This is a genomic window from Rathayibacter sp. AY1F8 (assembly GCF_002932165.1).
Lineage (GTDB): Bacteria > Actinomycetota > Actinomycetes > Actinomycetales > Microbacteriaceae > Rathayibacter.
The window spans coordinates 252,685-270,933 of record NZ_PSVB01000002.1 but is presented as its reverse complement, the minus strand read 5'-3'; the positions used below and the strand labels follow the sequence as shown (position 1 = coordinate 270,933).

The following is an 18,249-nucleotide window of genomic DNA, read 5'->3' as shown; positions in this document are numbered from 1 at the left end:
GGGGATCACTCCCCGTCCATCACCGAATCGGGCTGGATGTCGATCTTCGCGCCGGTCAGCTTGGCGGCGAGGCGGGCGTTCTGGCCCTCCTTGCCGATGGCGAGCGAGAGCTGGTAGTCGGGGACGAGCGCGCGGACGGCCTTGAGGCTCTGGTCGATCACGAACGCGCTGGTCACCTTGGCGGGCGAGAGCGCGCTGGCGACGAAGGTCGGCAGGTCGGAGGAGTAGTCGACGATGTCGATCTTCTCGTTGTTGAGCTCGGCGGTCACCGCGCGCACGCGCTGGCCGAGCTCGCCGATGCAGGCGCCCTTGGCGTTCACGCCGGGCTCGGTCGCGCGCACCGCGATCTTGGTGCGGTGGCCGGCCTCGCGGGCGAGGGAGACGATCTCCACCACGCCGGACGCGATCTCGGGGACCTCGAGGGCGAACAGCTTGCGCACCAGCGACGGGTGGGTGCGGGACACCTGGACCGACGGGCCCTTGGGTCCGCGGCCGACGCTCGTGACGTAGACGCGGATGCGGCGTCCGTGGCTGTAGTCCTCGCCGGGCACCTGCTCCTCGGGCGAGAGGATCGCCTCGATGGAGCCGAGGTCGACGTGGATCATCCGCGGGTTGGGGCCCTGCTGGATGACGCCGGCGACGATGTCGCCCTCGCGGCCCTTGAACTCGCCGAGCACGTGCTCGTCGGCGATGTCGCGCAGGCGCTGGTTGATGACCTGCTTCGCGGCGAAGGCGGCGATGCGGCCGAAGTCGCGCGGGGAGTCCTCGGCCTCGCCCACGACGGCGCCCTCCTCGTCGAGCTCGGGCACGAAGACCGAGACGTGACCGGTCTTGCGGTCGAGGTGCACTCGCGCGTCGACGGCGGTGGCCTTGTCGGCGTCGTCGGCCTGGCCGATGTGCTTGAGGTAGGCGGTCAGGATCGCCTGCTCGATGATCTGCACGAGTTCCTCGAAGGGGATCTCGCGCTCGCGCTCCATGAGTCGCAGAACGCTCAGGTCGATGTCCACGGGCGGGCCTTTCTCTCTATTCACTTGGATGCCGCGGTGGTGACCGCGGTCGTTCGCCTGCCGGGCTCTCACCCGGATCAGCCCTCAAGGGTACCCGACGCGGCCCGGGGTTCCACCCGCGGTTCCTGCCGAGGCACGGAGGGCCCCGCCTGCCGCGGGAAGCGGTGGCGGGGCCCTCGGCGTGTCGGGTCTAGGCGCCCAGCCGGGCGAGCGCCTCGGCGACCGGGAGCTGCTCGCGCTCGCCGGACCGGCGGTCCCACAGCTCGACGATCCCGTCTGCCGCTCCTCGCCCCGCGATGACGATCACGGGCACCCCGATCAGCTCGGCGTCGCCGAACTTGACGCCGGGCGAGACCTTCGGGCGGTCGTCGATCAGCACGTCGCGGCCGGCGGCCTCGAGGGAGGCGCCGACCGACTCGGCGAGCTCGAGAGCCGCCGCGTCCTTGCCGGTCGCGATGACGTGCACGTCGAACGGCGCGACGTTCGCGGGCCACAGCAGTCCGCGGTCGTCGTGGGTGGCCTCGGCGATGATGGCGAGGATGCGGGTCACGCCGATGCCGTAGGAGCCCATCGTGACGGTGACCAGCTTCCCGTTCTCGTCGAGCACCTTCAGCCCGAGGACGTCGGCGTACTTGCGGCCGAGCTGGAAGACGTGGCCGATCTCCATGCCGCGGGCGGTCTCGATCGGGCCCGAGCCGTCGGGCGCCTCGTCGCCGGTGCGGACGTCCGCGACCTCGACGGTGGCGTCGCCGTGGAAGTCGCGGCCGGCGACCAGGTCGAGGACGTGCTGCCCGGAGACGTTGGCCCCGGTGATCCAGGCGGTGCCGTCGACCACGCGCGGGTCGAGCAGGTAGCGGACGCCGGTCGCCGACTCCTCGCCCAGGACGGCTCCCTCGGCCGACCAGGGTCCGATGTAGCCCTTGACCAGTCCGGGGTGCTTCGCGAAGTCCTCCGCCGTGGCGGCCTCGACCTCGGCCGGGGCGAACGCCACTTCGGCGCGCTTGAGGTCGACGTCGCGGTCGCCGGGCAGGCCGACGATCACGAGCTCGCGGGTGCCGTCGAGCGCGGTGAGCGCGAGGACGACGTTCTTCAGGGTGTCGGCGGCGGTCCAGGCGCGGCCGTCGGGGCGGGGCTGCGTCGCGTTCGCCAGGTCGACCAGGGTCTGGATGGTCGGGGTGTCGGGCGAGTCGAAGACGCGCGCCTCGGGCAGGCCCTCGACGGGCAGCGCCGCGGGGACGGGCGTGCGGTACGCCTCGACGTTCGCCGCGTACCCTCCCGCCGACCGGACGAAGGTGTCCTCGCCGACGGGGGTGGGGTGCAGGAACTCCTCGCTCCGGGAGCCGCCCATCGCTCCGGCGTCGGCCTGCACGATCACGTACTCCAGGCCCAGACGGGCGAAGATCCGCTCGTAGGCGTCGCGCTGGCGCTGGTAGCTCGCGTCGAGGCCGGCGTCGGTGTAGTCGAAGGAGTACGCGTCCTTCATCGTGAACTCGCGGCCGCGCAGGAGGCCCGCGCGGGGCCGCGCCTCGTCCCGGTACTTGTCCTGGATCTGGTAGATCGACAGGGGCAGGTCCTTGTAGGAGGAGTAGAGGTCCTTCACGAGCAGCGTGAAGAACTCCTCGTGCGTGGGAGCCAGCATGTAGTCGGCGTCCTTGCGGTCCTTCAGGCGGAACACGCCGTCGCCGTACTCGGTCCAGCGGCCCGAGAGCTCGTAGGGCTCGCGGGGCAGGAGCGCGGGGAAGTGCACCTCCTGGGCGCCGGCGGCCTCCATCTCCTCGTGGATGATCCGCTCGATGCGGCGCTTGACGCGCAGTCCCAGCGGCAGCCAGGCGAAGACGCCGGGCGCCTGACGGCGGATGTAGCCCGCGCGGACGAGGAGGCGGTGGCCCGCGACCTCGGCGTCGGCGGGATCCTCCCGGAGCGTGCGGACGAACAGATGCGAGAGACGGGTGACCACGAGGGACGATCCTATCCGCTGCGCTCCCCCGGCTCGCGAGGGCGCCGGGAGCCTCAGTCGGGGATCCGCGAGAAGACGACCGCTCCGCCCGTGCCGTCCAGCAGCACGTCGTCGGGGGTGCCGCCGATCGTCATCGGGCCGGAGAGGAGCGCCCGGAGCCGGATGGCCTCGGGGCTCGGCGTGTCGGAGCAGGTGTCGGAGCCGATCACCTCGTCGCCGGGGATCAGCACGCCGTCGTCGATCCGGTAGGCGGCGCTGACCACGAGGCAGCCGGTGCCGACGACCAGGGTCGGCGCACCCCCGACGCTCTCGGAGCGGAGGCGGACGCGGGCGTCCTCGACCCAGGCCGTGTACGGGGTCTCCCCTTCGGCCGCGGTCAGCACCCAGCGGTCGCAGCCGAAGGGGTCCTGCGGGCTGCGGCTGTCGATGCACTCGCCGGCCTCGGAGGACGGGCCGCTGCGGAGCGCGGCGACACCGGAGGCGAGGAGCGCGGCGGCGACGACCACGAGCGCGAGGCGCAGTGCGGGGCGGACCACGTCGATCCGCCCCGCGCCGTCAGTTCGCGCCGACGGTGACGACCGGGGCTCCGGTCGAGGTGTCGTCGGCCGGCATCTCGGCGGCCAGGCGGTTGGCCTCCTCGATGAGGGTCTGGACGATCTCGGCCTCGGGGACGGTCTTGATGACCTCGCCCTTGACGAAGATCTGGCCCTTGCCGTTGCCGGAGGCGACGCCCAGGTCGGCCTCGCGGGCCTCGCCGGGTCCGTTGACGACGCAGCCCATGACGGCGACGCGCAGCGGGACGCTCATGCCCTCGAGGCCGGCGGTGACGTCGTTGGCGAGCGTGTAGACGTCGACCTGCGCGCGGCCGCAGCTGGGGCAGGAGACGATCTCGAGCTTGCGCTCGCGGAGGTTCAGCGACTGGAGGATCTGCAGGCCGACCTTGACCTCCTGCGCGGGCGGGGCCGAGAGGGACACGCGGATGGTGTCGCCGATGCCCTCGCCGAGGAGGATGCCGAAGGCGGTGGCGGACTTGATCGTCCCCTGGAACTCGGGGCCGGCCTCGGTGACGCCGAGGTGGAGGGGCCAGTCGCCGCGCTCGGCGAGCTGGCGGTAGGCCTTCACCATGACGACGGGGTCGTTGTGCTTGACCGAGATCTTGAAGTCGTGGAAGTCGTGCTCCTCGAAGAGGCTGGCCTCCCAGACGGCGCTCTCGACGAGGGCCTCGGGGGTGGGCTTGCCGTACTTCTGCAGGATGCTCGGCTCGAGCGAGCCGGCGTTGACGCCGATGCGGATCGAGACGCCGGCGGCCTTCGCGGCGGCGGCGATCTTGCCGACCTGGTCGTCGAACTTGCGGATGTTGCCGGGGTTCACGCGGACCGCGGCGCAGCCGGCGTCGATCGCGGCGTAGACGTAGTTGGGCTGGAAGTGGATGTCGGCGATGACCGGGATCTGGCTCTTCTTGGCGATGATCGGCAGCGCCTCCGCGTCGTCGCGGCTCGGCACCGCGACGCGGACGATGTCGCAGCCGGACGCGGTGAGCTCGGCGATCTGCTGGAGGGTCGCGTTGATGTTCGTCGTCGGTGTGGTGCACATCGACTGGACGCTGACCTGCGCGTCACCGCCCACGAGCACCTTGCCCACCTTGATCTGGCGGGACTTGCGGCGGGGGGCGAGGGTCATGGGGACCTTGGGAAGACCCAGATTCACTGCTGGCACGCGCCCCATCGTACGCGCGCCGCGGTACCCCTCGTCCGCTCGCCGCACCTTCCCAGCCGCCGCCCCTCCTGCGGGCCTCGGAACCCGCCCACCGCACCTGCTCTCAGCCCGAGACCGCAGGACGATCCGCGGTCGCCTCGCTCCCGAGCCGAACCGCCGATCCCGTCCGAGCGACCGGCCCCAGCCGCCCGCACCCCGCTCCACCCACACCCCACCTCGCAGAGCCGACCGCGCCACGCCGGGCGAGGCCCGTGCTCCCACCCGCGAGGCGAACGGGTGAATCGCGTCCCAGCGATTCGCCCCAGCCGTCCGCACCCCGCTCCACCCACGCCCCCACCCCGAGAAGCCGACCGCGCCACGCCGGGCGAGGCCCGGCGTGGAATCCAACTCAGAACAGCGTGATCGGCTTGACGATGTCGGCGTAGATGAGGAGGGCGCTCATGCCGCCGAGGACGAGGACGACGACGTAGGTGAGCGGGAGCAGGCGGGCGATGTCGACGGGGCCGGGGTCGCGGCGTCCGAAGAGCTTGGCGATCCGGCGGCGCAGGCCCTCCCAGAGGGCGCCGGCGATGTGGCCGCCGTCCATGGGGAGCAGCGGCACCAGGTTGAAGACGAGGAGGGCGACGTTGAGCGAGGCGAGGACGCCGACCATCGTCTGCACCTTGGACACGACGGGGAGCTGGTCGGAGGCGGCGATCTCGCCCGCGATCCGGCCCACTCCGACGACGCTGATCGGGCCGTTGGCGTCGCGCGCCTCCGAGCCGAACGCCGCCTGGGCGACGTCGATGAGGCGCTGCGGCAGGTTGAGGATGACGTGGGCGACGCTGGTGATGTTCGACCAGACCGTCTCGGGCACCGCGGTGATCGGCTGCTGCGCGAGGGCCGACGTGGGCGAGATGCCGATGAAGCCGACCGTCTGCGTCTCGATCGCACCGGAGGCGTCGGTGACGGGGGCGCCGTTCGCGTCGGTCACCGCGACCTCGTTCTCGGCGGGGGTGATCGTGAGGGTCAGCGGGGCGCCGTCGCGCTGGACGGACACGCTGAGCGGGACGCCCGCGGAGCGCTGGATGATCGGGGTCAGGTCGTTCCAGGTGCTCACCGGAGTGCCGTCGATCGCCGTGATCGTGTCGCCCGGCAGCAGGCCGGCCGCGGCTCCGGGTGCCAGCGGGTCGTCGGCGGTGCAGGTCGCGGTCGCGCGCTGCGACTCCGGGACCACGCACTGCGAGACCGCGGCGAGGGTGCTGGTGCTCTGCGGGATCCCGATGCCGCAGAGGAGGACGGTGAAGAGGACCGTGGCGATCACGAGGTTCATGAAGGGGCCGCCGGCCATGACGATCACGCGCTTCCACACGGGGAGCCGGTAGAACGCGCGGTGGTCCTCGCCGTCGCCGATCGTCTCGGCGCTGGCGGCGCGGGCCTCGTCGATCATCGTGGCGTAGGCGCCGCGCCGGGGCTCCTCGAGCTGGGCCTCGGAGGACGCCAGGCCGTTGAAGAAGCCTGTGCTCGACTCCGTGGGCCGGTCCCCCGGGTGCTTCGGCGGGTACATGCCGATCATGGCGATGTAGCCGCCGAGCGGGATCGCCTTGACGCCGTACTCCGTCTCGCCGCGTCGCCGGGAGAAGAGGGTCGGCCCGAACCCGATCATGTACTGCGTGACCTTGACCCCGAACAGCTTGGCGGGGAGCAGGTGCCCGACCTCGTGCAGGGCGATGGAGAGGGCGACGCCGACGGCGATGATGACGACGCCGAGGACGAAGAGCAGCACGGATTCCACCGACACACTGTAGGCCGGGCCCGCCCGTCCACGCTGGGGTGCGCCTGCACGGATCCGATGAACTCCGCGGCCGAGCGGATCAGCGGCGCGACGTCCGCCGACACGGATCCGCGGAGACGGAGCCCGTCCGGATGACCCCTGGTCAGACTCCGGCGATCCGCTCGTCCGCCGTGCGGCGCGCCCACTCCTCCGCCGCGGCCAGCGACTCGCGGGTCAGCGTGCCGTCGACGCTGTGCGCGTCGACCACCGCCTCCACCGTCTTGAGGATGTCGAGGTAGCCGATCCGCCCCGCGTGGAACGCCTGGACGGCCTGCTCGTTCGCCGCGTTGAACACGGCCGGGTAGGAGGCGCCCGCCTCCCCGACGCGCTTCGCGAGACGGACCGAGGGGAACGCCTCCTCGTCCAGCGGCTCGAACGTCCAGGAGTGGGAGCGGGTCCAGTCGAGCGGGACGCCGACCCCGGCGACACGGTGCGGCCAGTCGAGGCCGAGCGAGATCGGGAGCCGCATGTCCGGCGGCGAGGCCTGGGCGATCGTCGAGCCGTCGACGTACTCGACCATCGAGTGGATCACCGACTGCGGATGCACGGTGACGTCGATCCGGTCGTAGGGCACGTCGAAGAGCAGGTGCGCCTCGATCACCTCGAGCCCCTTGTTGACCAGAGTGGAGGAGTTGGTCGTGACGACCAGGCCCATGTCCCAGGTCGGGTGCGCGAGCGCCTGCGCCGGGGTGACGTCGCGGAGGGAGGCGCGGTCGCGTCCCCGGAACGGCCCGCCGGACGCGGTCAGCACGAGGCGGCGGACCTCGCGGTGCTCACCCGCGAGGAGGGCCTGGGCGATCGCGGAGTGCTCGGAGTCGACCGGCACGATCTGGCCGGGACCGGCGAGCGAGGTGACGAGCTCGCCGCCGACGATCAGCGACTCCTTGTTGGCGAGGGCGAGCGTCCTGCCCTCCTCGAGCGCCGCGAGCGTCGGGCCGAGCCCCACCGAGCCGGTAATCCCGTTCAGCACGACGTCCGCGTCGACCGAGCGGATCAGCTGCTCGGCCTCCTCCGCGCCGAACGCCGTGTGCTCGACGCCGAACGCGGACGCCTGCTCGGCGACCGCCGCCCGGTTCGAGCCGGCGGCGAGGCCGACGACCTCGAACCGCTCGCGGTTCGCGCCGATGACGTCGAGAGCCTGCGTGCCGATGGACCCGGTCGAGCCGAGGATGATGACCCTGCGCATCCGCCCATCCTGGCACGGAGCAGCCAGCGCCTCCCGGTCAGCTGATGGCGAGGATGTCGACCACGAAGACGAGGGTGTCGGTCCCGCTGATCCCCGCGTTCTGGTTGCCCTGGTCGCCGTAGCCCTTCGACGGCGGGATGGTGACCAGCACCTGCGAGCCGACGGTCTGGCCGACCACGGCCTCCTTGAAGCCCTCGATCACGTCGCCGGTGCCGAAGGCGGCGGGAGCGGGCTTCCCCCAGCTCTGGTCGAACACCTCGCCGGTGCCCCAGACCACGCCCTGGTACTGCACGATCAGCTGGTCGCCGTCGGCCACGGTCGCGCCGCTCCCCTTCTTGAGGACGGCGAGCTGCAGGTCGGCGGGCGGGTCGGTCGAGGGGATGGTGACGGTGGGCGCCCCGTCCTCGGCGAGCGCCACCGTCGGCAGGCCGTCGACCGGGGGCTGCGGCTCGCCGTCGGCGGCGGTCGGCACGATCTGCTCGACGTCGATCACCATGACGATCGAGTCGGTCGCGGCGATGCCGAACTGGCTCTGCCCGGCGTCGCCGAACGCGTCGGCCGGGGGAACGACGGCGACGACGCGCGAGCCGACGGTCGCGCAGTTGACGGCCTTCACGAGGCCGGCGAGGTACTGGTCGGTGTCGACCTCGAAGGCCGCGCGGCCACCGGACGCGTAGCTGCTCGCCGAGAACTCGGCACCGCTCGTCCCGTTGTAGAGCGTGTAGTCGACCAGCACGGTGTCGCCCTCGGCGACCTCCTCGCCGGTGCCCTCGATCGCGACCGAGCGCTCGGTGGCGTCCACGCTGACCGGGCTGGGGAACACGGTGACCGGCTTGGTGGCGAAGTCGCCGCTGGTCTGCACCGCGGCGGTCGCGTCGCCCTCGGTCGCGCAGCCGAGCGGAGTCGCGGAGGCGGACGGCGCTGCATCCGGCTCCCCGGGGGTGCAGGCCGCCAGGCTCAGGGATGCGCCGAGGACGGCGAGGATCGCGAGGGTTCTGCGCACAGGGGCACCTTTCGTGACCGGCGGCGGCCGGTAGACGTTCGGGGATCGCCTCCATCCTGCACGGCGCGCCTCGCAACGCGCTGGGTGCGGGTCCTCGAACGGTCCCAGGCCTACCATCGGGGCATGCGTGAATTCTCGGTCCCCCAGTCCCGAGAGCTCGTCACCGAGCTCCCCGGCCCGCGCTCCGTCGCCCTCCAGGAGCGCCGCGTCGCCAGCGTCTCCCGCGGCGCCGGGACGCTCGCGAACATCTACATGGACCACGCGTCGGGCGCGGTCCTGGTCGACGTCGACGGCAACCGCCTGATCGACCTCGGCTGCGGCATCGGAGTGACCACCATCGGCCACGCGCACCCCGCGGTCGCCGCGGCGGCCGCCGCGCAGGCCGAGAAGCTGACGCACACCCTCTTCACCGTCACTCCGTACGAGAACTACGTCCGGGTCGCCGAGAAGCTCGCCGAGATCACCCCCGGGGACTTCGAGAAGCACTCGATCCTGGTCAACTCCGGCGCGGAGGCGGTCGAGAACGCCGTCAAGATCGCGCGGAAGTTCACCGGCCGCCGCGCCATCGCGACGCTCGACCACGCCTTCCACGGCCGCACCAACCTCACGATGGCGATGACCTACCGCCCCTGGCCGGAGCGCGCGGGCATGGGCCCCTTCCCGGGAGAGATCTACAGCCTCCCGATCAGCTACCCGTTCCGCGACCCCGAGGGCATGACGGGCGAGGAGGCGGCCGAGCGCACCATCGACTACATCACCACCCACATCGGCGCGCAGGAGCTGGCCGCGCTCTTCGTCGAGCCGATCCAGGGCGACGGCGGCATCATCATCCCGGCGCCGGGCTACTTCCGCCGCCTGTCCGAGTTCTGCACCGAGAACGGCATCGTCTTCGTCGCGGACGAGATCCAGGCCGGCATCGCCCGCACCGGCACCTGGTACTCCATCGAGCACCACGGCGTGGTCCCGGACCTCATCACGACGGCCAAGGGCATCGCCGGCGGCTTCCCGCTCGCCGCCGTCACCGGCCGCGCCGAGATCATGGACGCCGTGCAGCCCGGCGGCATCGGCGGCACGTTCGGCGGCAACCCCGTCTCCACCGCCGCGGCGCTCGCGACGTTCGAGGCGATCGAGTCCGAGGGCCTGCTGGAGGAGGCGCAGCAGGTCGAGCGCCTGCTGCAGGCGCGGATCGGCGACTGGGCCGAGCGCTTCGCGGTCGTGGGCGAGGTCCGCGGCAAGGGCGCGATGTGGGGCGTCGAGCTCGTCCACCCGGGCACGAAGAAGCAGTACCCGGAGGCGCTCACCGCGATCCTGAAGCACGCCACCACGAACGGCGTGATCGTCCTCGACGCGGGCAGCTGGGACAGCGTGCTGCGGATCATGCCGAGCGTGGTCATCAGCGAGGAGCTCATCGACGACGCCGCGACGGTCATCGAGGAGGCGCTCGCCCAGTTCGGCTGATCCGCCGCATGACCGGAGCGGCATGGACGCCCCGGTAGCTTCGTCGGAATGCGGATCGACGACGACCACGAGAGGCCGACTCCCCCGGGGATCGGCCTCTCCGCGCGTCTGGCGCGCCTGTCCATCGGCGGCGTCGGCCGGCTGGTCTACCGGCCGATCGTGGAGGGGCGCGACAACGTCCCGGCCGAGGGACGCGTGATCCTGGCGGCCAACCACCTCTCGTTCATCGACTCCCCGGTGCTGACGCTGCTCGCCCCGCGGCCGGTGCAGTTCCTGGCCAAGTCGGACTACTTCACGGGGACCGGCGTGCGGGGCGCCCTCTCGCGCGCCTTCTTCACGAGCGTCGGAGCCGTCGCGGTCGAGCGCGGCGCCGGCCAGGCCGCTCAGGAGGCGCTGGACCTCGGCCGGGCGATCCTCGAGCGGGACGAGGCGTTCGCCGTCTACCCCGAGGGCACCCGCTCCCGCGACGGGCGCCTCTACAAGGGCCGCACCGGAGTGGCGTGGCTCGCCCTCACCACGGGCGCGCCGGTGGTCCCCGTCGGCATGATCGGCACGCAGGAGCTCCAGCCGGTGGGCACGAGGGTGCCGCGCCTGCACCGGATCACGGTCCGCTTCGGGGCTCCGCTGGACCTCTCGCGGCACGGCTCCGCCGACTCCGGCCGCGCCCGACGCCACGCCACCGACGAGGTGATGGCGGCCGTCCACGCGCTCTCCGGGCAGGAGCTCGCCGGTGCGTACAACGAGTCGCCGCCGACGACCACGGTCGAGCGCATCCGCCGGGCGCTCCCGCACGAGCGCCGCTGAGCCTCAGCGCGCGGACGCCTCCGGCTCGTGGGAGACGGGGAAGTTCACCGAGTTGGCGATGAAGCAGAGCCGGGAGGCCTCGGCGTGCAGCGTCTGGGCGATCGCCACCATCGACTCCTCGGCGACAGTGACGCGGGGCCGGAGGGTCACCGAGGTGAAGCGGCCGCTCTCCCCCTCCTGCAGCATCGAGCCCACCGCGTCGTCCGTGTAGCCGGTGACGACGACTCCGTTCTTGACCGCCACGTGCAGGTAGGAGAGGAGGTGGCACTGCGCGAGCGCCGCGAGGAGCAGCTGCTCCGGGTTCCAGCGGTCGGCGTCGCCCCGGAAGGGCGTGTCGGCCGAGGCGAGGATGGGCGCCGGGCCCTCCGCCGTGACGGTCAGCTGGCGCCCGTACTCGCGGTAGCCGCTCGTGCCGGTGCCCCGATCGCCCTCCCAGACGACGGACACCGCGTACTCGTGCTCGGACTTCATCGGGCTCCTCCTCGACGGCGGTGGATCAGGCCGGTCGCGCCGGTCTGGACCTCTGGACGCGGAACCCCCGCGGGTAGACTCCGAGGACCATGACAGACACGCTCGCCCCCCAGGTTCCCACGTCCGCAGTCCCCCAGGAGCGGCGCGTCGCGACCGAGATCCCCGGGCCGCGATCCCGGGCCCTGCACGAGCGCCGCCTCGCCGTCGTGCCCACCGGCGTCGGCACCGCGCTCCCCGTCTACATCGACCGCGCGCACGGCGCGATCCTGGTCGACGTCGACGGCAACAGCTTCATCGACCTCGGCGCCGGCATCGGCGTGACGACGATCGGGCACACCGACGACTCCGTCGTCGCGGCCGCCGCGGAGCAGCTCGCGCGCCTCACGCACACCCTCTTCACCGTCACTCCGTACGAGCCCTACATCCGCGTCGCGGAGCTGCTGGCCCAGCACACCCCCGGCGACTTCGCCAAGAAGACCGTCCTGGTCAACTCCGGTGCCGAGGCGGTCGAGAACGCCGTCAAGATCGCGCGCAAGCACACCGGCCGCCCCGGCGTCGCGGTGCTCGACCACGCGTACCACGGACGCACGAACCTCACGATGGCCATGAACTTCAAGGCGCTGCCCTACGGCCTGGGCTTCGGACCCTTCGCCAGCGACGTCCACCGTGCGCCGAGCTCGTACCCGTACCACGACGGCCTGTCGGGAGCCGAGGCCGCCCAGCGCGCGATCTCGTACCTCGAGAAGACCGTCGGCGCGTCCGCCCTGGCCTGCCTCGTCGCCGAGCCCATCCAGGGCGAGGGCGGCTTCATGGTCCCCGCCGACGGCTTCCTCCCGGCACTGCAGGAGTGGTGCACGGCCAACGGCATCGTCTTCGTCGCCGACGAGATCCAGTCGGGCATGGCCCGCACCGGCGCCTGGTTCGCCAGCGAGCACCTGGGCCTCGTCCCCGACCTCGTCCTCTCGGCCAAGGGCATCGCCGGCGGCCTGCCGCTCGCGGGTGTGACGGGCCGCGCCGAGATCATGGACTCGGCGCAGGCCGGCGGACTGGGCGGCACCTTCGGCGGGAACCCCGTCGCCGCCGCCGCCGCCGTCGCGGTCTTCGAGCGCATCGAGCGCGAGGGCCTCCTCGCCGAGGCCGACCGGATCGGCGCCCGCCTGGGCGCGGCGCTGCGAGGCCTGCAGGAGCGCTACGACATCATCGGCGACGTCCGCGGCATCGGCGCGATGATGGCGATGGAGCTCGTGCAGCCCGGCACCGCCGGCACCACGAAGGAGCCGAACGCCGTCGCGGTCCAGGCGATCATCGACTACGCCGCCCAGCACGGGGTCCTCGTGCTGAGCGCCGGCACCTACGGCAACGTGGTCCGCTTCCTGCCGAGCCTCGCCCTCACCGACGAGCTGCTCGACGACGCCGTGTCGGTCATCGCCGACGCGTTCGCCACCCTCTAGGCGCGATCCTCCGAAGGCCACCGCGGGCGCCGAGGCGCTCCCCGGTGGCCTTCGGCGTCTCCGGGAGCGCGGGACCGGTCGGCGCATCGGGCAGGATGGGGGGGATGCCAGCAGGAACCTTCACCGTTGCCGAGTCCGTCGAGCTGGCCGTCGTCGAGCGATCCGGGTTCGTCGAGTCGCGCCACGCCGGCTCCGCCGTCCTCCTCGACTCCGAGGGCCGCGTCGCCCGCAGCCTCGGCACCCCGACGGCTCCCGTCTTCCCCCGCTCCTGCCTCAAGCCGTTCCAGGCCCTCGCGGTGATGACCGCCGGAGTCGAGCTGAACGGCGCGGAGGCGGTCATCGCCACCGCGAGCCACGCCGGCATCCCCCAGCACGTGGCGCTGGTGCAGAACCTGCTCTTCCGCGCCGGCCTGGACCACACCGCCCTGCAGTGCCCGGCCGACTGGCCCGGCGACTCCGGGACCCGCGCTCAGCTGCTGCGGGCGGGCGCGACTCCGGACCCGCTCTACATGAACTGCTCGGGCAAGCACGCGGCGATGCTGCTGGCCTGCGTGCAGAACGGCTGGAGCACCGAGGACTACCTCGAGCGGACGCACCCGCTGCAGCAGCACATCGTCGACACGATCGAGCGCCTCACCGGCGAGCGCGTCGTGGCCTCGGGGATCGACGGCTGCGGAGCTCCCGTGCACGCCCTTCCTCTGACCGCGCTGGCGAAGGGCGTCTCGCGGATCGTGTCCTCCTCCCCCGCCTCACCGTTCGGCCTCTACCGCCAGGCCGGCGTCCTCACGGCCGCGATCCTCGAGAACGCGTGGGCGATCGACGGCCCGGGCCGGGACAACACCGTCGTGATCGAGCGCCTGGGCCTGGTCGCCAAGCTCGGCGCCGAGGGCGTGCTCGTGATGGCCTCGCCCGACGGCACCACCGTCGCCCTGAAGATCCTCGACGGGAGCCTGCGCGCCGCGACAGTGGTCGCGCTGAAGCTTCTGGTCGAGGCGGACGCGGTGGACCGGACCGCGGCGAACGACGTGCTGGTGCGGCTGAACCCGGTCGTGTCGGGCGGCGGGCGCCCGGTCGGCGCGATCCGCGCCTCCTACGTCTGACCGCACGTCCCGGCACGCCCTGAGCTACTGCTCGCGCGCGAGGCGCTTCGCCCGGGCCGCCGCGGAGACCTGCGTGATCACCACCACGAGGATCGCCAGGACGAACACCGCCGATGCGATGACGTTCGCCTCCGCCGGGATGCCGCGCGCCGCCGCGATGTAGATGTACTTCGGGAACGTGGTGACCGATCCGGAGTTGAAGTTCGTGATGATGAAGTCGTCGAAGCTCAGCGCGAACGAGAGCAGCGCCGCGGCGAGGATGCCGGGCAGCAGCAGCGGGAAGGTGATCCGCCAGAAGACCTGGTTCGGCGACGCGTAGAGGTCGCGTCCCGCCTCTTCCAGCTTCGGATCCAGGCTCGCCACCCGCGCCTTCACGGTGACCACGACGAAGCTGATGCAGAACATCGTGTGCGCCAGCACGATCGTGACCAGTCCCTTCTCGGCGCCCACGCTGAGGAACTGCGCGGCGAGGCCGGCTCCGAGCACCACCTCCGGAGTCGCCATGGGGAGGAACAGCAGCAGGCTGATCGCCGACCGGAACCGGAAGCGGAACCGCACGAGCGCGATGGCGATCATGGTGCCGAGCGCAGTGGCCAGCACGGTGGCGATCACACCGACCAGCAGGCTGTTCCCGAAGGCGGTCATCACCTCTTCACTGGTCCAGGCCGACACCCACTTGTCGAGGGTTAAACCGCGCCAGGCGAGGTTGCTCTTCCCCGAGTCGTTGAAGGAGAAGACGAAGGTGTACCCGATAGGGATGAGCAGGAAGAGCAGCGCCAGCGCCGTGTACACGCCGAGCCCGAGGCCCCGGAAGCGGCGGCGGCGCCGGATCGGGGCGGGGGGCGGCGCGCCGAGCGCCTCCTGGGCGCTCGCGAGCGGACGGTCGGCCGTCGCGGTCACAGGAGGTCCTCCGTTCCACTGCGCTTCACGTAGAAGCCGACGATGAACAGGATCACGGCCATCAGCACGATCGAGAGCGCGGCGGCCGCCGGGTAGTTCTCGAGCGTGAGGAAGTTCGCCTCGATCGCGTTGCCCACCATCGAGGTCTGCGACGAGCCGAGGAAGTCCCGGCTCGCGTTGATGTAGTCGCCCGCCGCGGGGATGAACGTCAGCAGCGTGCCCGAGACGATGCCCGGCATCGACAGGGGGACCGTCACGCTCCAGAACACGGAGGCGGGGTGCGCGTAGAGATCCGACCCCGCCTCCAGGAGGCGCACGTCGAGGCGCTCGAGCGTCGTGTACAGCGGCAGCGTCATGAACGGGATGAAGTTGTAGGTGATGCCGAAGATCACGGCGATCGGCGTCCCCGTGAGGTGGCCGTCGCTCGGCAGGACCGCCACGGCCTTGAGCGCCTGCACGAGCGGGCTCTCGTCCGCGAGGATCTGCTTCCACGCCAGCGTCCGGAGCAGGAAGCTGATGAAGAAGGGCGCGATCACCAGCGTGAGGAGCAGGTTCTGCAGCAGCGGCCAGGGCCGCGCTTTCACTCCGATGAAGTAGGCCAGCGGGTAGCTGATCACCAGCGCGAGCACCGTCGCGATCAGCGCGTAGCCGAAGGAGCGGAGCACGTGCGGCCAGTAGTCGCCCATCACCACGAGGTAGTTCTGCCAGGCGAACCCGGGGGCGTACTCGCCGATGTCCCCGTCCGGCACCTCGGCCTGGAACGAGGTGAGCACGAGCGAGATCAGCGGTGCCAGGAAGAACAGCAGCATGTAGGCGATGCCCGGCAGCAGCAGGACCAGCGCGATCGTCGACCGCCGGCGGACCGGAGCGTCCTGAGGATCCGCCTGCCCCGTGGCGAAGGCGGCGAAGGCCATGCCTACGCTCCTCCGCTGCGACCGGCCAGGAGCCCCCGGCGCTGCACGGCGATGGCGCTGGTGGAGTCGTCCGCCTCGAAGCGCGGGACCGAGCCCGGTTCGTCCGCGAGTCCGAAGCCGTGCTCGGTGCTGAAGCCGACCCACACCTCCGCTCCCTCGCCGACGACCGGCCCGAAGACCATGTTCTGCGCGAAGACGACCACCGGGCCCAGGCCCGGCATCCGGATCGTGTACTGGGTGCTGACCCCGCTGAAGGAGACGTCGACCACGCGGCCGGGCCCGAGCACGTTCCGGCCGGAGTCCGGCGGCGGCTCCTGCGTCAGCAGCAGGAGCTTCTCGGGGCGGACGCCGACGGTGATCTCCCCGCTCGTGCGGGCGCAGCGGGCGACGGGCACGACGATCCGGTGCCCGCCCGCGTCGACGGTGAGTGCGCGGTCGGTGCTGCCGACCACCTCGCCCGTGAAGAGGTTGGACTGGCCGAGGAAGTTCGCGACGAACGCGGTGCGCGGGAGCTCGTAGAGCTCCTCCGGCGCGCCCATCTGCTCGATCCTGCCCTTGTTCATCACCGCGACGGTGTCGGCCATCGTCATGGCCTCCTCCTGGTCGTGCGTGACGTGGAGGAAGGTGAGGCCCACCTCCTCCTGGATCGACTTGAGCTCCAGCTGCATCTGCCGGCGGAGCTTGAGGTCGAGGGCGCCGAGCGGCTCGTCGAGCAGGAGCAGGGCGGGCCGGTTGACGAGGGCGCGCGCGAGGGCGACCCGCTGCTGCTGACCACCGGAGAGCTGCGCGGGGCGGCGCTGGGCGAGGTGGTCGAGCTCGACCAGGCGGAGCGCCTCGTGCGCCTTGCCGACGGGGTCGGCGATCCTCCGCCGCTTCAGGCCGAAGGCGACGTTCTCGAGGATCGACATGTGCGGGAACAGCGCGTACGACTGGAACACGGTGTTGACGGGCCGCTGGTACGTCTTCGTCTCGGTGACGTCCCGCCCGCCGATGAGGATCCGGCCGGCGGAGGGCTCCTCGAGCCCGGCGACCAGGCGCAGCGTCGTCGTCTTGCCGCAGCCCGAGGGGCCCAGCAGGGCGAAGAAGGAGCCCGCCGGGATGGTGAGGTCCAGGGAGTCGATGGCCGTGAAGCCCGGGTACTGCTTGCTGATCCCGACCAGCTGGAGGTCGGCGCCGCTCTCGGCGAAGGTCCCGATCGCCATCAGATGCCCAGGAGCACCTTCTGGAACTCGGCCTGGTACTCCTTCTCCTCCGCGGCGGTCAGGGTCCGGAACACGTGCGCCTGCGCGAGCGTGTCCTCGTCGGGGAAGATCAGCTGGTTCTCGGCCAGCTCCGGATCGATGCTCTCCATGACGTCCTTCGCTCCATCCACGGGGGTGATGTAGTTGACCCAGGCGGCCACCTCGGCGGCGACCTCGGGCTCGTAGTAGTAGTTCATCAGGGCCTCGGCGTTGGCCTTGCGCTCGGAGCCCATCGGGACCACGAAGGTGTCGTTCCAGAGCGCGCCGCCCGAGTCGGGGAAGGCGAACTCCCACTTGTCGCCGGCCTCGGCGTTGATCAGGGTGATGTCGCCGGACCAGCAGATCGCCGCGAGGGTGTCCTCGTTCTGCAGGTCGTTGAGGTACGCGTTCCCCTTGATATTGCGGATCTGTCCGGCGTCGACCTGCTCGCGGAAGACGTCGATCGCGTTCATGTACTCGTCGTCGCCCCAGGAGCCGGCGATGTCCGTCCCCTGAGCGAGCATGATGAGCCCGATCGTGTCGCGCATCTCGCTCAGCACGCCGACGCGGCCGCGGAGCGACGGATCCCACAGATCTTCGATGCTCGAGAGGCCCTTCGGCAGCTTCTCCCTGTTCCAGCAGATGCCCGAGAACCCCGCCTGGTACGGGAGGGAGAGCCGGCGGCCCGGATCGAAGTCGGGGTTCGCCAGCGAGGGGGTGAGGTTGGCGATGTTCGGAATGTTCGCGTGGTCGAGCTCCTGCACGTAGCCGCGGCGGACCAGGCGCGAGACCATCCACTCCGTCAGGCAGACCGTGTCGGCGCCGATGTACTGCCCGAGCGCGAGCTGGTCCTTCACCTTGCCGTAGTACGAGTTGTTGTCGTCGACGGCGACGTTGTAGGTCACCGCGATGCCCGTCTGCTCCTCGAAGCCCTGGAGCGTGGGGTGGTTCCCGTCGTCGTCCTCGTCCATGTAGGCGGGCCAGTTGTCCCACACCAGGCGCGGGTCGCCGGCCGATCCGTCGGCAGCGGCGGTCGGAGCGGCACGGGTCTGCGGGGCGCAGGCGGCCAGGGCGAGGGCACCCGCTCCGAGGCCGATCCCGCCGAGGACCGCCCGACGCGAGAGGACCGCCCGGCGCTCGCGCTCGTGCGAGCGTGCCGCGGCGACGGCCCGGCGGAGGACGGGATCCCTCGGGAGGGGACGGGTCATGGCGGGCGCTCCTGACTGCGTCGGGGCTCGTGCCTCGGGGG

Annotated in this window: 16 protein-coding genes; 4 read left to right on the top strand and 12 right to left on the bottom strand. The window is 71.7% G+C overall.

Annotation, left to right across the window (positions count from 1 at the left end; all coding sequences use genetic code 11):
• Nucleotides 1-5: 5 nt before the first annotated feature.
• The 7 genes from nusA to C5C35_RS02815 form a co-directional block, all read right to left on the bottom strand.
• Nucleotides 6-1,007, bottom strand: a complete 1,002-nt coding sequence (gene nusA, locus C5C35_RS02845; protein ID WP_104225180.1) for a transcription termination factor NusA — start codon at nt 1,005-1,007, stop codon at nt 6-8.
• A gap of 190 nt (nt 1,008-1,197) precedes the next feature.
• Entirely contained in the window at nt 1,198-2,964 is a 1,767-nt protein-coding gene (locus C5C35_RS02840; protein WP_104225179.1) for a proline--tRNA ligase, read from the bottom strand.
• A gap of 53 nt (nt 2,965-3,017) precedes the next feature.
• Complete coding sequence (locus tag C5C35_RS02835; RefSeq protein WP_104262507.1) at nt 3,018-3,500, bottom strand: hypothetical protein; 483 nt, start codon at nt 3,498-3,500, stop codon at nt 3,018-3,020.
• A 19-nt stretch (nt 3,501-3,519) separates the two neighbouring features.
• Complete coding sequence (gene ispG, locus C5C35_RS02830; protein WP_173244694.1) at nt 3,520-4,680, bottom strand: flavodoxin-dependent (E)-4-hydroxy-3-methylbut-2-enyl-diphosphate synthase; 1,161 nt, start codon at nt 4,678-4,680, stop codon at nt 3,520-3,522.
• A 388-nt stretch (nt 4,681-5,068) separates the two neighbouring features.
• Nucleotides 5,069-6,454: an RIP metalloprotease gene (locus C5C35_RS02825; protein WP_258061194.1), complete on the bottom strand. Its 1,386-nt coding sequence runs from the start codon at nt 6,452-6,454 to the stop codon at nt 5,069-5,071.
• A 142-nt stretch (nt 6,455-6,596) separates the two neighbouring features.
• Nucleotides 6,597-7,679, bottom strand: coding sequence for a 1-deoxy-D-xylulose-5-phosphate reductoisomerase (gene dxr, locus C5C35_RS02820; RefSeq protein ID WP_104262506.1), 1,083 nt, complete (start codon nt 7,677-7,679; stop codon nt 6,597-6,599).
• Between the two features lie 37 nt (nt 7,680-7,716).
• On the bottom strand, nt 7,717-8,682 hold the full coding sequence (locus C5C35_RS02815; RefSeq protein WP_181134069.1) for an FKBP-type peptidyl-prolyl cis-trans isomerase: 966 nt from the start codon (nt 8,680-8,682) through the stop codon (nt 7,717-7,719).
• Nucleotides 8,683-8,805: 123 nt separating this feature from the next.
• On the opposite strand from C5C35_RS02815, the gene C5C35_RS02810 reads away from it, so the two are divergent.
• Nucleotides 8,806-10,140: an aminotransferase class III-fold pyridoxal phosphate-dependent enzyme gene (locus C5C35_RS02810; RefSeq protein WP_104262504.1), complete on the top strand. Its 1,335-nt coding sequence runs from the start codon at nt 8,806-8,808 to the stop codon at nt 10,138-10,140.
• Between the two features lie 48 nt (nt 10,141-10,188).
• Nucleotides 10,189-10,944, top strand: a complete 756-nt coding sequence (locus C5C35_RS02805) for a 1-acyl-sn-glycerol-3-phosphate acyltransferase (protein ID WP_104223042.1) — start codon at nt 10,189-10,191, stop codon at nt 10,942-10,944.
• A gap of 3 nt (nt 10,945-10,947) precedes the next feature.
• Here the strand turns inward: C5C35_RS02805 and C5C35_RS02800 are convergent, their stop codons facing one another.
• A complete protein-coding gene (locus C5C35_RS02800; protein ID WP_104232692.1) occupies nt 10,948-11,415 on the bottom strand; it encodes an OsmC family protein in 468 nt (155 codons plus the stop codon).
• Between the two features lie 89 nt (nt 11,416-11,504).
• On the opposite strand from C5C35_RS02800, the gene gabT reads away from it, so the two are divergent.
• Together gabT and C5C35_RS02790 are read left to right on the top strand one after the other, a co-directional pair.
• Nucleotides 11,505-12,866, top strand: coding sequence for a 4-aminobutyrate--2-oxoglutarate transaminase (gene gabT / locus C5C35_RS02795; protein WP_104223040.1), 1,362 nt, complete (start codon nt 11,505-11,507; stop codon nt 12,864-12,866).
• Between the two features lie 104 nt (nt 12,867-12,970).
• Nucleotides 12,971-13,966, top strand: coding sequence for an asparaginase (locus tag C5C35_RS02790; protein WP_104223039.1), 996 nt, complete (start codon nt 12,971-12,973; stop codon nt 13,964-13,966).
• Between the two features lie 24 nt (nt 13,967-13,990).
• On the opposite strand, the gene C5C35_RS02785 is transcribed toward C5C35_RS02790, so the two are convergent.
• The 4 genes from C5C35_RS02785 to C5C35_RS02770 all read right to left on the bottom strand — a co-directional run bounded on the left by C5C35_RS02785 (nt 13,991) and on the right by C5C35_RS02770 (nt 18,208).
• Complete coding sequence (locus C5C35_RS02785; protein WP_374953112.1) at nt 13,991-14,758, bottom strand: ABC transporter permease; 768 nt, start codon at nt 14,756-14,758, stop codon at nt 13,991-13,993.
• A 104-nt stretch (nt 14,759-14,862) separates the two neighbouring features.
• Nucleotides 14,863-15,780, bottom strand: a complete 918-nt coding sequence (locus tag C5C35_RS02780; RefSeq protein ID WP_104262502.1) for an ABC transporter permease — start codon at nt 15,778-15,780, stop codon at nt 14,863-14,865.
• Nucleotides 15,781-15,782: 2 nt separating this feature from the next.
• Nucleotides 15,783-16,982 (bottom strand): ABC transporter ATP-binding protein, encoded by a 1,200-nt coding sequence (locus C5C35_RS02775; RefSeq protein WP_104262501.1) that lies wholly within the window; start codon nt 16,980-16,982, stop codon nt 15,783-15,785.
• Nucleotides 16,982-18,208 (bottom strand): PotD/PotF family extracellular solute-binding protein, encoded by a 1,227-nt coding sequence (locus C5C35_RS02770; protein WP_104223035.1) that lies wholly within the window; start codon nt 18,206-18,208, stop codon nt 16,982-16,984. The genes C5C35_RS02775 and C5C35_RS02770 overlap by 1 nt, the downstream gene beginning before the upstream one ends.
• Nucleotides 18,209-18,249 lie beyond the last annotated feature (41 nt).